The sequence below is a fragment of the Streptomyces sp. NPDC001732 genome, from assembly GCF_053596315.1.
Map to the genome: position 1 here is coordinate 1 of NZ_JBSFFY010000048.1, position 14,495 is coordinate 14,495.

Below are 14,495 nucleotides of genomic sequence, written 5' to 3' on the forward strand. Positions count from 1 at the left end.
TTTTGCCGGGGTGCCGGGGGGGCTCCAACCCCCCCCCCGCCCCCGCCCGCGGGCGGGGGGCGGGCGGCCGCCGGGCCCCGGCCCCCCCCCCCGGCCCCGTCGCCGTCGCCGTGCCCGGACGCCTACGCGGCGCCCGACACCTCGGCGAGGTACGCGTTGGCCTTCTCCGGGTCGAAGAAGAAGTTCTCGAAGTCCGCCGGGTCGTCGAAGCCGTTGGCGAAGCGGTTGGCGACCGGCTGGAGCTGACCGGCGGCGCCGATCAGGTTCAGCACGTGCTCCGGCGGTACGCCGAGCATCGCGTTGGTCCACTTCACGACGTGCTGCGCGGTCTCCCAGTAACGGTCGAACGTCGCCTGCATCCACTCCGCGTCGAACTCCCGGTCGCCGTGCTCCAGGATCGCGTCCAGGTATGTGTTGGCGCACTTGGAGGCGGAGTTGGAGCCCTGGCCGGTGACCGGGTCGTTGGCGACGACGACGTCGGCCACGCCGAGCACCAGGCCGCCGCCGGGCAGCCGGCCGATCGGCTTGCGGACGGTCGGCGCGTAACGGCCCGCCAGGGTGCCGTTGGCGTCGGTCAGCTCGACCTTGGTGGCGCGGGCGTACTCCCACGGCGTGAACCGCTCCATGAGCTCCAGCGTCTTCGCGAGGTGCTCGGAGGGGTCCTTGATGCCCTGGAAGACGTCGAGCGGCCCGCCCGGGATGCCTTCCCAGAACAGGATGTCGGCGCGGCCGGACGTGGTCAGGGTCGGCATCACGAACAGCTCGCCGACGCCGGGGACCAGGTTGCAGCGGACCGCGTCGAAGTCGGGGTGCTCCGGGCGCGGGCCCATGCCGTGGACGTACGCGACGGCCAGGGCGCGCTGCGGGGCGTCGAACGGCGAACGGGAGGCGTCCCGGCCGAACATGGAGACCAGCTCGCCCTTGCCCGCGGAGACCAGCACCAGGTCGTAGGTGCGGGAGAAGTAGTCCAGGTCGGAGACGGCCGCGCCGTGGATGACGAGCTGGCCGCCGCGCTGGGCGAACGTCTCCATCCAGCCGGCCATCTTCACGCGCTGGTCGACGGACTGCGCGAAGCCGTCCAGCCTGCCGACCCAGTCGACGGCGCGCGATGAGTCGGGCGCGGCGACGGAGACGCCGAGGCCCTCGATGCGCGGGGCCTGGGACTCCCAGAAGTTGAGCTGGTAGTCGCGCTCGTGCTGGAGCGCCGTGTGGAACATGCACTGCGTCGACATGACCCGGCCGGACCGGATCTCGTCGGCGGTGCGGTTGGACATCAGGGTGACTTCGTAGCCCTTGGACTGCAGTCCGAGGGCGAGCTGGAGTCCGGACTGACCGGCTCCGACTATGAGTATTCTCCGCATCGCGGTTCTCCGTTACGTGTTGCGTACGAGCCAGGCGGGGACTGAAGGACCTGGCCGGACCGGGGGCTGCGGCGTCGTCCCGGGGGTGTTTCGAAAGTGGCGCCGGAGGCCCCGGCCAGAGGGGACTTTCGGAACACGCCCTAGGCGGGGGTGGCGTCGAGGGCGTGGCCGACGAGGGCCAGCAGCGATTCGACGACCGTGATCCTGTTGCGTGCGTCCATGATCACGACGGGCACGTGCGGCGGTACGGTCAGGGCCTCCCTGACGTCCTCCACCTCGAACGTCGGTGTTCCCTCGAACTGGTTGACGGCGACGATGTACGGCAGGCCGCAGCTCTCGAAGTAGTCGAGTGCGGGGAAGCAGTCGGCGAGCCGCCGGGTGTCGGCGAGCACCACCGCGCCGATCGCGCCGCGAACCAGGTCGTCCCACATGAACCAGAAGCGCTGCTGGCCGGGGGTGCCGAACACGTACAGCACGAGGTCGTCGTCGAGCGTGAGCCGGCCGAAGTCCATCGCGACGGTCGTGGTGACCTTGTCGGGCGTGGCGGAGAGGTCGTCGGTCTCCTCGCTGGCCTGGGTCATCAGCGCTTCGGTCTTCAGCGGGGTGATCTCGGAGACCGATCCGACGAAGGTCGTCTTGCCCACGCCGAAGCCGCCCGCGACCACGATCTTCGTGGCGATGGGGGCCCTGGTGTGGTCCAGCTGCCAGGCCTGCGGCGATTCCTCGGCCTGGTTGTCGGTGCCCGGCTGACGCGGGGTGAAGAGCGGCGACTCAGAGACGACGGAGGCCATTGAGCACCCTTTCGAGCAGTGCGCGGTCGGGCTGGCCGGCGCTGTGACCGGTCCCGTACACACGGATCTTCCCTTGGTCGGCCAAGTCGCTGAGCAGCACCCGGACCACGCCGAGCGGCATCTTCAACAGGGCCGAGATCTCCGCGACCGTACGCATCCGGCGGCAGATTTCGACGATGGCCCGGAGCTCCGGCATGAGGCGGGCGGCCGTCTTGCCCTGGGGCAGTTCGCGGCGCTCCTCGGGCGCTTCGAGCGCGGCGACGAACGTCTCGACGAGCAGGACGTGGCCGAAACGGGTGCGCCCGCCGGTGAGCGAGTACGGACGGACCCGGGCGGGCCTGCGGTCGGCCCCGCGGACGGGAAGCCTGCGGGCGGTTTCGGCAGCGGGCTTCACTCGGCGCTCTCCATCGATTTGCGCAGTTCACTGCGGAGTTCGGGGGTGAGTACGTGTCCGGCCCGGCCGACGAAGAGCGCCATGTGGTACGCGATGACGCTCATGTCGCAGTCCGGGGTGGCGTGCACCCCGAGCAGCGATCCGTCGCTGATCGACATGACGAAGACGCTGCCCTGGTCCATGGCGACCATGGTCTGTTTGACGCCGCCGCCGTCCATCAGCTCGGCGGCACCGATGGTGAGGCTGCCGATGCCGGAGACGACGGTCGCGAGGTCCGCGCTGGAGCCCCTGGGCCCGTCCTGCCGGCCCTCGGTCCGGGCGGCCAGGTGGCCGGGGTCGGACGAGAGCAGCATCAGGCCGTCGGACGAGACGACGGCGACCGAGTGGACCCCTGGCACCTCCTCCACCAGATTGCTCAACAACCAGTGAAGGTTCCGGGCCTCGTTACTCAGCCCGAGCGTGCTGGGCGCAGTCAACTGTGTGCCTCCTCGACTGTGTCCCCCGTCTCATCCGTCTGGTCGTTTCGGACATCTCCACGGCCGGTCCCGCCGTGGTCGGTCTCGCCGCGCCCGGTGTGTGCGGAACCCCCGCCGGGTGCGGCGGCCACCGGGAACGACCCGGTCGCCGTGAATTCGGCGATCTCCGCCTCGACGTCCTTCCGGCCGTCCTTCGCGCCCTGGTGGAAGCCGCCGAGCCGACGGCGCAGCGCCTCCTTGTCCAGGGCTCCCTTGCGCTCGGCGGCGGGTGCCGTGGCGGGCTTGACGACCTTGGGGGTGCGCTTGGGCAGCCCCTTGTCCGTGAGGCGTTCGGCCGTCGCCTGCGGCCGGTCCTCTCGCTCCGGCTGCTGTTCCGGCCGCCGGGGTCCGGGCAGGGCGTCGGCCACGGTCGTCGTGGGCTCCGGCGCGGGGGCCGGGGCGGTGTGCGGCTCCGGGGCCTCGTCCACGGTGCGCTCGTGGCGGTCGGGGCCGATGGCGTACGGGCCGGGCGCACCGGTCCCGGGAGCGGGGTCCACCTGGGCGGGAGCGGCTGCCGGGAGCCGGACCTGCATCGTGGTCTCGGAATCGGGCTCCGCCACGGGCTCGTGCCGGGCCTCGGTGTCGGTATCGGCCTCGGTCTCGGCGACGGCCTGAACGGTGGTCGTCTCGGCGACGGCCCCCGGGGCGGCCTCGGAGGCGTTCTCCGTCGCGGGCTCCGCCTCGGCCGCGGGCTCCGCACCGACCTCCGCCTCGGCCGCGGGCTCCGCACCGGCCCCTGCCTCGTCGGCACTCGGCTCTTCGGCCTTCGGCTCGTCGACGCCCGACTCGCGGATCGCCCGCTCGGCCGCGTCGATCAGCGGGTCGCCGGAGCGGGCGGGCCCGCGTCCTCCCGGCAGCGCGTTGGAGTTGGCCTCGGCGACCGAGCCCGGCAGGTTCAGTGCGGGCGCCTCCCCGGGGGCCTGCACCGGCGGCGCGGCGGCCGGGGGTGCCTTCGGCAGCAGGGCCTCGGGCAGGACGACGACGGCCGTGACCCCGCTGCCCTTGTGCTCGCGCAGCTGGACCCGTACGCCGTGGCGCGCGGCGAGCAGGGAGGTGACCCGGAGGCCGAGCCCGGTTTCCGGCGTCCCGTTGCCGTCCTGCTCGTCCGAGTCGAACAGCGCGGGGTCGCCGAGGCGGGTGTTGAGCTCGGCCATCCGCTCGGCCGACATCCCGATGCCCTCGTCCCGGACGGAGAGCATCACCTCGCCGCTCTCCAGCAGCCAGCCGGAGAGCTGGACGTGGGAGTCGGGCGGCGAGAAGGAGGTCGCGTTCTCCAGGAGTTCGGCGACGAGGTGGCTGAGGTCGTCGGCGGCGAAACCGGCGATCTGGGCGTGCGGCGGCAGGGACTGGATGGTGACCCGCTCGTACCGCTCGATCTCCGACACGGCCGCGCGCAACACGTCGACCAGCGGGATCGGTCCCGCGTGCCCGTGGCTGTGCTCGGCGCCCGCGAGGACCAGCGTGTTCTCGCTGTGCCTGCGCATGACGGTGGCCATGTGGTCGAGCTTGAAGAGGGTCGCGAGCCGCTCCGGGTCGTGCTCCCGCTCCTCCAGGCTCTCGATGACGCCGAGCTGGCGCTCGACGAGGCCGAGGGTGCGCAGCGAGAGGTTGACGAAGGTGTGGTGGACCGTGTGCTCCAGCCGCTTCAGCTGGGCGGTGAGGTCGGCGGTCTGGACCTGGAGTTCGGCGCGCTGGAGGGTGAGTGCCTCGCGCCCGGCGACCAGCTCGGCGCGTTCGGTCTGCAGCTCCTCGAAGCGGCCGTTGAACTCCTGGAGGAGCCCCTGGAACCTGCCGTGCAGGCTGTTGAGGGACCGGACGACCTGGGCGAACTCGTCGTTGCGGCCGGTGTAGCGGATCGGCTCCGCGGTCTCGGGCTCTGCGGCGAGGCGGGCAGCGCCGATCCGCAGGACGGCGAGCGGCTGGGTGAGGGTGCGGGCCACCGCCGTGGAGACGCCGACCGCGATCAGCAGACAGCCGCCGAGCAGCGCGATGCGCAGTTCGAGCGCGGTGACGTCGTCGTCGCGCAGCTGTTCCAGGCGCTGCACCTGCTGGGTGCCGAGGGCGGACTCGACGCTCCGCATCCGGTCGACCCGGGCGGAGAGCGCCGCCCCGGCCTTCTTGCGGCTGGTCCGCAGGTCCGATTCCGACAGCTCGGGGCGGTCGGTGAGGGTGTTGAGGTACTTCTCCGCGCTGTTGACCTCGGGCCCGGTGACGGTGGACGACAGCTTGTCGCGGGCGGTGGAGCCCGCGGCCTGGTCGAAGTCCGCGAGCGCGGCGAGTTCCCGGACCCGGGCCTGCTGGGCGGCGGCGCTCAGTTCGTCGCGGGTGCCCTCGTTCTTGCCGCCGCCCCCGTCCTGGGGCTGGACCGGCAGGCCGGTGACCGGGTCCAGCTGCGGGGTCGTGACCGGGCGGGGCACCGAGAGCGCGGCGAGCAGCAGGCCGCGGGTGGCGGACGCCTGCTCGGTGGCCTGCCCGAGGGCGAGCGGGGCACGGGTGGCGTCGGCCGCGTGCGGCGGGGTCTTCTCGTCGAGTTCCTCGGCGAGGTCGTGGAGCTTGGCGATGACCTCGGAGTACGCCCGGTGGGCGTCCAGCGCCGTGCCCTTGCCGCTGAGCGCGTCGCGGCGCAGGGAGGGGATGGTGGAGAGGTCGCGGCGCAGTGCGGCCGGGGCCGCGTCCCTGATCTCGTCGACCTGCTGGTCGACGCGGGCGCTCCGGCTGCCGGTGCCGTCCTCGTCGTCCGCCGCCGGGCCGGACTCGTCGTCCCGGCCCGCCGCGATGTGGGCGGTGATCTCGTCGCGCTCGTCCGCGAGGGCGTGGGCGAGGGCGATGGCCTGCTGATTCAGCTCGGCGAGGGTGACCAGCCGTTGTGAATCGTTCAGCACGGAGGAGGCGGTGAGGATCGCGGGGGTGCCCGCGGCGATGACGGTGATGCCGACGACGGCGACACCGGCGACCAGCCGACTCCGTACCCGCACGGGGCGCCGGGTGCTCCCGCTCCCGCTCTCGACGGATTCCGGTGGCGTCACCCCGGAATCGTCGTGCTTGCCGCCCTTGCTCCGAGGCCGCTTCTTCTGCACCGGTGCTCGCAATCTTGTACTCGTCCGCCCTTGAAGCAGAGGTGACGCACGGTCACAAGTGATGAGCGTCCCGACCCCTGGTACGGCTTCTGACCATTCCAGTGCTTTTGAGAGGGGGGCGCGCATCAACCACTCCGCCACCTGAACGAGTGAACATCACTCCAGAGTTGGCAAACAAGTTTCTTCTCGAACCTTCTCGGGTACCGGCGTCCCGTCGGCTGGAACTTCCGCGCGGGCTTTGGCAGGATGCCCGCCCGCACGCCGCACGGAGCTTTCCCTTCCGCCCTAAGCACACTCCTGACCTGCTGGTACAGGCCATTATCGGCCTGATGCAGGGTTCGTGAAGGCATCGTGCAGACTGACCGCATGCGCATCGAACTGGCCACCCTCGCCGGCAGCCCGGAACGCCCGAACGAGGACTGGGCCGCCACCGCACTGCCCGCATCCGGGCAGGGTGGGGCATTGGTCCTGCTGGATGGGGTGACTCCGCCCCCGGGCGACGACGGTTGTGTGCACTCGGTCCCCTGGTTCACCGCGCGACTGGGCGGGGCTCTGGTCGAACTGTCCGGTTCGCGGCGGGATCTGACCCTCCAGGAGATTCTGGCCACGTCCATTCGGTACACCGCCGACGCGCACCGCTCCTCGTGTGACCTTTCTCACGTTCGGACGCCGCAGGCGACGGTCGTCATGGCCCGCTGGGACGAGAGCGGCATCGAGCACCTGGTGCTCTCCGATTCCGTACTGCTGTTCGAGGCGTACGACGGAACCGTGCGCCCCCTGCTCGACGACCGGCTCGACCGGCTGCCGCCGGGGTCGCTGGCGAGTGACGCGATCGCCGACGCCCGGGTGCGGAACAAGGAGGGCGGCTTCTTCACCGCCGCCGCCGACCCCTCCGTGGCGGACCGCGCGGTCACCGGGCACACCCCCGCCGGCCGGGTGCGGGCGCTGGCCGCGCTGACCGACGGGGCGGCCCGCTGGACGCAGATGTTCCACGAGGGCGACTGGGCGGACTGCCTCGGAGTCCTGCACAAGGAAGGGGCCCAGGGGCTGATCGACCGGGTGCGGTCCCTGGAGGACGCGGACACGGAGCGCACGCACCTGCGCCGCAGCAAGACCCACGACGACGCCACGGCGCTCTACGCGGTGCTGTGACGGAGGACCGAAGGGCCGACGGCGCGAACACCCGCCAGAAAGGCCGAAAGGTCCGCAGCACGATCGTCCGGACGGGCGGTCATGGCCGTCGCGCCGGCCTCACTCCTCGGCGCGGGCGTTCAAGTGGTGGAGCAGCCGGGCCAGTTCGGCCACCTCGGCCCGGTCCCAGTCGTCGAGCTTGCGGACGTAGCGCTCCCGGCGGGCGTCGCGCACGCTGCGGTAGCGGGCCAGCCCCTCGGCGGTGAGGTGGACGAGGAAGGCCCTGCCGTCGGCCGGATCGGGCTCGCGCGCCACCAGTCCGAGACCCTCCAGGGCGCGCAATTGACGGCTCATGGTCGCCTTGCCCACCCCGAAGTAGGCCGCGAGATCGGTGGCCCGTTGCCGCCCCGCCGACTCCAGCCGGACGAGGAGTCCGTACGCGGCGGGCTCCAGCTCCGGGTGGACCTCGCGTGCCATCTCCCCGGAATTGGCCCGCGCCCGGCGCAGAAAGACGGCCAACTCACGCTCCAGAGCGAGGAATGCGTGGTCCACACCACTCTCCCCGGTCGCGCCGGGTTCACTACCGCTTTCGCTCCCGTGCACGTCAACACCCCTCATGAGCTTTCCTATTGCTGAAAAATTCTTTCACCGCTGGTCATCGCCGCAGCTTGGCCAGTATTTCGCAGGCATAGACCAACGACGGCGCCCGGACCCTCTTCCGCAGCGCGTTTCTACGTGCGTAGAGTCATGCATGGCATGTCCACACCATGACATGCGGCAGGGGGCGTTCCGCGCTCCCTGGGATCAGCGCGTCCCCCCACCGAGTCCTCGGAGGCACTCCCATGCCGGTGCTCAGATCCACATCCGGAACGTCCCGTCTCGCCGCGGCCGGAACCCTGCTCGCGGCCCTCTCCCTGCTCGTCGCCCTGCCGGGCGCGGCCAGTGCCGCCGATCACGACAAGGCGGCCAAGAAGCCCGCCCGCGGCACGGCCACGATGGGCATGGGCGTCGTCGCCCACGACGGCCAGAACAAGCAGGACCGTGGGTCGATCGACGCCCTCGCCGTCCAGACCGAAGGCGTCGACGTCTCCGGCTGGCAGGGCAACGTCAACTGGTCCACCCTCTGGAACAGCGGCGTGAGGTGGGCCTACGTCAAGGCCACCGAGGGCACGTACTACAAGAACGACTACTTCGCGCAGCAGTACAACGGCTCGTACAACGTGGGCATGATCCGGGGCTCGTACCACTTCGCCACCCCGAACACCACGAGCGGCGCCACCCAGGCCGACTACTTCGTGAACAACGGGGGCGGCTGGTCGCGGGACGGCAAGACGCTGCCCGGCGTGCTCGACATCGAGTGGAACCCGTACGGCGACCAGTGCTACGGCAAGACCCAGGCCGGCATGGTCTCCTGGATCCGCGACTTCGTGAACAGGTACAAGGCGCGCACCGGCCGCGACGCGGTCATCTACACCGCGACCAGCTGGTGGAAGACCTGCACCGGCAACAACAGCAGCTTCGGCACCACCAACCCGCTGTGGGTGGCCCGCTACGACTCCACCGTCGGCGAACTCCCGGCCGGCTGGGGCTACTACACGATGTGGCAGTACACCTCGTCCGGCCCCTACGTCGGTGACCACAACCGCTTCAACGGCGCCTACGACCGGGTGCAGGCACTGGCCAACGGCTGACCCGGCCCGCCGCGAGCCGCGCGGCACACCTCTCCGCATCGCTGCGCCCCGGTGACCCACCCAGTCACCGGGGCGCAGCCCTGTTCTCGCCCCTGACCAGGCATTCCTTCTCCGGCCGACAGCCAGGACCCCTCTATGAACCCGGTGTATACACTCTGTGTATAGTCCTTCTCCGTCGCACATCGTGCGTGCCCGCACAACTACGGAGGAGTGAGCCGCCTTGTCCATGAAGACGAAGCCGATCGGCACGGGGTTGGCCGCGGCCCTTGTGACAGCCCTCACCCTGACGCTGAGCGGCTGCTCCATGCAGACCACCGCGCCGGGCTCGGCACGGGAGGACGCGGGGTCCGACGCCAAGGGCTCCTTCGGTCCGGTGGACTGCCGCAAGGCGAAGTGCATAGCCCTGACCTTCGACGCGGGGCCGGGCGAGGACACCCCGCACCTGCTGGACGTCCTCAAGGAGAAGAAGGTGCACGCGACCTTCTTCCTGCTGGGCAAGAACCACGTCAAGAAGCACCCTGACACCGTGCGCAGGCTCGCCGCCGAGGGGCACGAGGTGGCCAACCACACCTGGACCCACCAGGTCCTGACGGACCGGGAGCCGGACGAGATACGCGCCGAGTTGAAGAAGACACAGGACGCGATAGCGGAGATAACCGGCAGGAAGCCGCGGCTGATGCGCCCGCCCCAGGGCCGCACCGACGACACCGTCTCGGAGGTCAGCAAGGAGCTGGGGCTCTCCCAGATCCTGTGGAGCGCCACCGCGAAGGACTACTCCACGAACGACTCGGCCCTGATCGAGAAGCGCATCCTGGACCAGGCGAGCAAGGACGGCATCATCCTGCTGCACGACATCTACAAGGGCACGGTGCCCGCGGTGCCGGGCATCATCGACGCGCTGAAGAAGCAGGGCTACACCTTCGTCACCGTCCCGCAGCTGATGGCGCCCGCCGAGCCGGTCCCCGGCACCATCTACCGGCCCTGACCCCGGCCGCGCAGGCACGCGGGACGGCCCGCCCTCCCGTTGCCGGGGAGGCGGGCCGTCCCTACCGGTCGCGCACGCGGCGCCACGTCCGTCACGCCGTGACGGTCACGCCGCGGCCGGGATCCTCTCGCCGCCGGTCCGGGCCTCGGCCGGGGCCAGGGCGATCTCCAGGACCTGGCGGACGTCCGTCACCGGGTGGACCTCCAGCGTGTCCAGGACCTCGGCGGGGACGTCGTCCAGGTCGGCCTCGTTCCGCTTCGGGATCACCACGGTGGTGATCCCGGCCCGGTGCGCGGCCAGCAGCTTCTGCTTCAGGCCGCCGATCGGCAGTACCCGTCCGGTCAGCGAGACCTCACCGGTCATCGCCACGTCCGTACGGGTCGGCCGCCCGGAGAGCAGCGAGGCCAGCGCCGTCGTCATCGTGATGCCGGCGCTCGGGCCGTCCTTCGGGACCGCGCCCGCCGGGAAGTGGATGTGCACGCCGCGGTCCTTCAGGTCCGCGACCGGCAGTTCCAGCTCCGCGCCGTGCGACCGCAGGAAGCTCAGCGCGATCTGCGCGGACTCCTTCATCACGTCGCCGAGCTGACCGGTGAGGGTCAGTCCGGAGGCCCCGGTCTCCGGGTCGGCCAGTGACGCCTCCACGAAGAGCACGTCGCCCCCGGCCCCCGTCACCGCGAGCCCGGTGGCCACGCCCGGCACCGACGTGCGGCGCTCGGCCGGGTCCTGGGCGGACTCCGGGACGTGGTGCGGACGCCCGATCAGGCCCCGCAGGTCCGCCTCGGTGACCGTGAACGGCAGTTCCCGGTCGCCCAGTTCGTGCTGGGCCGCGATCTTGCGGAGCAGCCGGGCGACGGCCCGCTCCAGGTTCCGCACGCCCGCCTCGCGGGTGTACTCGCCGGCCAGCTTGCGCAGCGCGGACTCGTCGAGCATCACCTCGTCCTTCTCCAGACCGGCCCGCTCCAGCTGGCGCGGGAGCAGGTGGTCCCGGGCGATGACGACCTTCTCGTCCTCGGTGTAGCCGTCGAGCCTGACCAGCTCCATGCGGTCGAGCAGGGCTTCCGGGATGGCTTCGAGCACATTGGCGGTGGCGAGGAAGACCACGTCGCTGAGGTCGAGTTCGACCTCCAGGTAGTGGTCGCGGAAGGTGTGGTTCTGCGCCGGGTCGAGGACTTCGAGGAGGGCGGCGGCCGGGTCGCCCCGGAAGTCGGAGCCGACCTTGTCGATCTCGTCGAGCAGGACGACCGGGTTCATCGAACCGGCCTCCTTGATCGCCCGGACGATCCGTCCCGGCAGGGCGCCGACGTACGTGCGCCGGTGGCCCCGGATCTCCGCCTCGTCGCGCACACCGCCGAGGGCGACGCGGACGAACTTGCGGCCCATGGCGTGCGCGACGGACTCGCCGAGCGAGGTCTTGCCCACGCCCGGAGGCCCCACCAGCGCCAGCACGGCACCGCCGCGCCGGCCGCCGACGACGCCGAGGCCGCGGTCGGCGCGCCGCTTGCGCACGGCCAGGTACTCGGTGATGCGTTCCTTCACGTCCTGCAGACCCGCGTGCTCGGCGTCGAGCACCTGCTGGGCGCCCCGGATGTCGTAGGCGTCCTCGGTCCGCTCGGTCCACGGCAGTTCGAGGACGGTGTCGAGCCAGGTCCTGATCCAGGAGCCCTCGGGGCTCTGGTCGGAGGAGCGCTCCAGCTTCTCGACCTCCTTGAGCGCGGCCTCGCGGACGTGCTCGGGAAGGTCGGCGGCCTCGACGCGCGCCCGGTAGTCGTCGGACTCGTCCTCCGGGTCGCCGTTGAGCTCGGCGAGTTCCTTGCGCACGGCGTCGAGCTGGCGGCGCAGCAGGAATTCGCGCTGCTGCTTGTCGACGCCCTCCTGGACGTCCTTGGCGATGGACTCGGCCACGTCCTGCTCGGCGAGGTGTTCGCCGAGCCACTGGATGGCGAGCTTCAGCCGGGCGACCGGGTCCGTGGTCTCCAGGAGCTGCACCTTCTGGGCGGTGGTGAGGAAGGGCGAGTAACCGGAATTGTCGGCGAGTGCGGAGATGTCCTCGATCTGCTGGACCCGGTCCACGACCTGCCAGGCGCCGCGCTTCTTCAGCCAGCTGGTGGCGAGCGCCTTGTACTCCTTGACCAGCTCGGCGGCGGCGCCGGGGAGCGGCTCGGGAACGACCGCGTCGACCCGGGTCCCCTCCACCCACAGCGCTCCGCCCGGCCCGCTGGTCCCGGCCCCGATCCGCACCCGGCCCCGGCCGCGGATGAGTGCGCCCGGATCCCCGTCCGAAAGCCGTCCGACCTGCTCGACGGTGCCGATCACGCCGGTGCCGGTGTAGGTGCCGTCGATCCGCGGCACCAGGAGCACCTCGGGCTTGCCGCCGCCGTCACGGGCCGCGGCCTGCGCGGCCTCCACCGCGGCGCGCACATCGGTGTCGGACAGGTCCAGAGGCACCACCATCCCGGGCAGCACGACCTCGTCGTCGAGCGGCAGCACGGGAAGGGCGAGCGGAGCGCCAGCGTTGGAATCGGTAGCCATGATCTCCCCTTCGGCAGTCAAGTTGAGCTATGAAGGCTCAATGCTTCTGAGCCGCCCATTGTTCCCCAGGGGGTGTTCGCTGTGAGCGATCACTCGGTCGCTGTCCAGAACCGGTGGACCTCGCGCAGGCCGATTCGGGCTGCACATGGCCTTGCATCAGTCGGTATGGCCTGCGTCGACGGGCATGGTCCTGCGTCGACGGGTGGGGCCGGACGGCCGTGGGGCTGTGCCCGGCGCACAGGCCGGCCCGCGCCGGCCCCGCCGTCAGCACCTGCCTAACATCCGGCCATGAGCATGATCGGGGAGTACGCCCGCCTGACCCCCGCCGAACTGGATCGCGCGATCCGTGACCCCGAGTGGGCCCGGGAGTTCGTCGTCGGGCTGATCGAGAGGGAACCGGACACGGGGCCCGCGGCATCCGAGGCGCGTTGCCACGACATCGACAAAACATGGCACGCACTCGACTTCCTGCTGCGTCGCATCGACTTCCCCGTCGGCATCGCGCACGGCGAGAAAGAGGTCCCCGGAGCCGAGGGCTGGGGCCATGAGCCACCCCGCTACCTCACCCCGGAGCGCGTACGCCTCGCAGCGGAGACGCTCGCCGACGCACCTCACGAGGCCCTCGTCGAGGGTGTTCGTCCGGCAGAGCTCGCCGAGGCCGAGATCTACCCCGCCGTCGTCTGGGAGCGCGGCGAGCCGCTCGACTACGTGACCAGCCACTACCAGGCACTGGTTCCGTTCTTCCGGGCAGCGGCAGACGCCGGGGACGCCATGCTCATCCGGCTGGACTGACAGGGGACGCGCCCGTCCGGCGCCCGGTCGCCTGCGTGGCACCGGACGGGTGCGCACCCCGGCTCCGTCACTCCGCGGCGGCCGGGGAGAAGTCCGGCACCGGTACCGGGCGCGAACCGTTCCTCAGCGACTCCGCACCGGCCACGCCGACCAGCGACGCAGCCACCGCGGGCCGCACCGGGACCAGCGGCGGCTCCCCGCGCTCCACCGTGGCCCGGAATCCCTGGAGGACGCGCACCGTGCCCTCGGCCCGCCGTTCCACCGGCCGCCCGTCCAGGGTGAGGGGCGGCGCGACCCGCTCCTCCTCGTGCGCGACGCCGTCATCCCGGGTCCAGCCCTCCGCCCGGACGCGGACGGACCAGGACCGCTCGCCCGACGCGCGCACCGACTCGGCCAGCGCCCGGGTGCCACGGACGGACAGCCAGCTCCAGTGACTGTCGGGCTCGCCCTGGAGAAAGCCGTGGCGGGTCACGGCCAGCGCGCCGGTGGACAGCCGAACGGTCATGACGACGGCCCGGACCGGGTCCGCCTCGTGCGCCCGGAACGCGGACACCTCCACCGGCCAGGCGTCCGTGAGGGCCAGCACCGGCGAGACGGTGTGCGTGCAGTACGCCGTGGCGGAGATGCGGCCGCGCCAGCTGCCGGGATCACCGATCAGCGCGTCGACGTCCTGCGGCGACATGCCGTGCAGGTAGTCGGCCTCGATCAGGTCGACCCGGCCCAGCTCCCCGGCCCCGATCGCCTGCCGGAGCAGCCGGACGTGCGGGTGGAGGACGTAGTTCTCGGCGAAGGAGTAGGTGGCGGTGGACCGCTCCGCCGCCTCGATCAGCCGCCGGCCCTCTTCCTCGTCCACGCAGGCCGCGCACTCGGAGAGCACATGCACGCCCCGCTCCAGGAACGCGATGGCCAGCGGCGCGTGCGCGTCGAAGTCGTTGGCCAGGACGACCCCGTCCAGGGGGAGGTCCAGCAGGTCCTCCCACCGGTCGGTGAGCACCGCTTCCGGCAACTCCTCCCGCGCCGCCTCCAGGCGTTCGGCCTCCCGGTCGCAGGCGGCCACCACCTCCATGCCCACCCGCCGGCACCAGTCCGCCAGGTACAGCCCCATCCTCAACCCGATCACAGCAACGCGCATACGCACATGCTCTCTTGGCACCGTCCGCCCACTCCAAGCCTTTTCCGGCCGTCCTGCCCGGCGCGTACGGGTTCCTGCCCGACGCATGCGGAAAATC

General features: G+C 71.5%; 12 protein-coding genes. 4 read left to right on the forward strand and 8 right to left on the reverse strand.

All coding sequences use genetic code 11. The annotated features are described in order from the left end of the window. Positions 1-122 precede the first annotated feature (122 nt). From ACWCXX_RS30775 to ACWCXX_RS30795, 5 genes are all read right to left on the reverse strand, one after another. Positions 123-1,361, reverse strand: a complete 1,239-nt coding sequence (locus tag ACWCXX_RS30775) for a styrene monooxygenase/indole monooxygenase family protein (protein ID WP_451132929.1) — start codon at positions 1,359-1,361, stop codon at positions 123-125. 140 nt (positions 1,362-1,501) lie between these two features. Next, positions 1,502-2,152, reverse strand: coding sequence for a GTP-binding protein (locus ACWCXX_RS30780; RefSeq protein WP_451132931.1), 651 nt, complete (start codon positions 2,150-2,152; stop codon positions 1,502-1,504). Continuing rightward, a complete protein-coding gene (locus ACWCXX_RS30785) occupies positions 2,133-2,546 on the reverse strand; it encodes a DUF742 domain-containing protein (RefSeq protein WP_451132933.1) in 414 nt (137 codons plus the stop codon). The genes ACWCXX_RS30780 and ACWCXX_RS30785 overlap by 20 nt, the downstream gene beginning before the upstream one ends. Then, positions 2,543-3,022, reverse strand: coding sequence for a roadblock/LC7 domain-containing protein (locus ACWCXX_RS30790; RefSeq protein WP_451132935.1), 480 nt, complete (start codon positions 3,020-3,022; stop codon positions 2,543-2,545). The genes ACWCXX_RS30785 and ACWCXX_RS30790 overlap by 4 nt, the downstream gene beginning before the upstream one ends. Beyond that, positions 3,019-6,138 (reverse strand): nitrate- and nitrite sensing domain-containing protein, encoded by a 3,120-nt coding sequence (locus ACWCXX_RS30795; protein ID WP_451132937.1) that lies wholly within the window; start codon positions 6,136-6,138, stop codon positions 3,019-3,021. Before ACWCXX_RS30795 ends, ACWCXX_RS30790 begins: the two co-directional genes overlap by 4 nt. A gap of 366 nt (positions 6,139-6,504) precedes the next feature. Here ACWCXX_RS30795 and ACWCXX_RS30800 point away from each other — a divergent pair, with 366 nt between their 5' ends. Further along, positions 6,505-7,290, forward strand: coding sequence for a hypothetical protein (locus tag ACWCXX_RS30800; RefSeq protein WP_451132939.1), 786 nt, complete (start codon positions 6,505-6,507; stop codon positions 7,288-7,290). Between the two features lie 99 nt (positions 7,291-7,389). Here ACWCXX_RS30800 and ACWCXX_RS30805 read toward each other — a convergent pair whose 3' ends face one another. Next, a complete protein-coding gene (locus ACWCXX_RS30805; protein ID WP_451132941.1) occupies positions 7,390-7,887 on the reverse strand; it encodes a MarR family winged helix-turn-helix transcriptional regulator in 498 nt (165 codons plus the stop codon). Between the two features lie 224 nt (positions 7,888-8,111). Here ACWCXX_RS30805 and ACWCXX_RS30810 point away from each other — a divergent pair, with 224 nt between their 5' ends. Together ACWCXX_RS30810 and ACWCXX_RS30815 are read left to right on the forward strand one after the other, a co-directional pair. Continuing rightward, positions 8,112-8,960, forward strand: coding sequence for a lysozyme (locus tag ACWCXX_RS30810; protein ID WP_451132943.1), 849 nt, complete (start codon positions 8,112-8,114; stop codon positions 8,958-8,960). A gap of 226 nt (positions 8,961-9,186) precedes the next feature. Next, positions 9,187-9,945 (forward strand): polysaccharide deacetylase family protein, encoded by a 759-nt coding sequence (locus ACWCXX_RS30815; RefSeq protein WP_451132997.1) that lies wholly within the window; start codon positions 9,187-9,189, stop codon positions 9,943-9,945. Between the two features lie 105 nt (positions 9,946-10,050). Here ACWCXX_RS30815 and lon read toward each other — a convergent pair whose 3' ends face one another. Next, positions 10,051-12,474 (reverse strand): endopeptidase La, encoded by a 2,424-nt coding sequence (lon, locus tag ACWCXX_RS30820; RefSeq protein WP_451132945.1) that lies wholly within the window; start codon positions 12,472-12,474, stop codon positions 10,051-10,053. A 288-nt stretch (positions 12,475-12,762) separates the two neighbouring features. Here lon and ACWCXX_RS30825 point away from each other — a divergent pair, with 288 nt between their 5' ends. Continuing rightward, entirely contained in the window at positions 12,763-13,266 is a 504-nt protein-coding gene (locus ACWCXX_RS30825; RefSeq protein WP_451132947.1) for a YfbM family protein, read from the forward strand. A gap of 67 nt (positions 13,267-13,333) precedes the next feature. On the opposite strand, the gene ACWCXX_RS30830 is transcribed toward ACWCXX_RS30825, so the two are convergent. Next, positions 13,334-14,398 (reverse strand): Gfo/Idh/MocA family protein, encoded by a 1,065-nt coding sequence (locus ACWCXX_RS30830; protein WP_451132949.1) that lies wholly within the window; start codon positions 14,396-14,398, stop codon positions 13,334-13,336. Positions 14,399-14,495 lie beyond the last annotated feature (97 nt).

Coding starts and splice junctions, on each gene's coding strand:
- lon (WP_451132945.1), bottom strand. CDS start 12,474: ATGGCTACCGATTCCAACGCTGGCGCTCCGCTCGCCCTTCCCGTGCTG.
- ACWCXX_RS30800 (WP_451132939.1), top strand. CDS start 6,505: ATGCGCATCGAACTGGCCACCCTCGCCGGCAGCCCGGAACGCCCGAAC.
- ACWCXX_RS30810 (WP_451132943.1), top strand. CDS start 8,112: ATGCCGGTGCTCAGATCCACATCCGGAACGTCCCGTCTCGCCGCGGCC.
- ACWCXX_RS30815 (WP_451132997.1), top strand. CDS start 9,187: ATGAAGACGAAGCCGATCGGCACGGGGTTGGCCGCGGCCCTTGTGACA.
- ACWCXX_RS30830 (WP_451132949.1), bottom strand. CDS start 14,398: ATGCGCGTTGCTGTGATCGGGTTGAGGATGGGGCTGTACCTGGCGGAC.
- ACWCXX_RS30780 (WP_451132931.1), bottom strand. CDS start 2,152: ATGGCCTCCGTCGTCTCTGAGTCGCCGCTCTTCACCCCGCGTCAGCCG.
- ACWCXX_RS30825 (WP_451132947.1), top strand. CDS start 12,763: ATGAGCATGATCGGGGAGTACGCCCGCCTGACCCCCGCCGAACTGGAT.
- ACWCXX_RS30775 (WP_451132929.1), bottom strand. CDS start 1,361: ATGCGGAGAATACTCATAGTCGGAGCCGGTCAGTCCGGACTCCAGCTC.
- ACWCXX_RS30805 (WP_451132941.1), bottom strand. CDS start 7,887: ATGAGGGGTGTTGACGTGCACGGGAGCGAAAGCGGTAGTGAACCCGGC.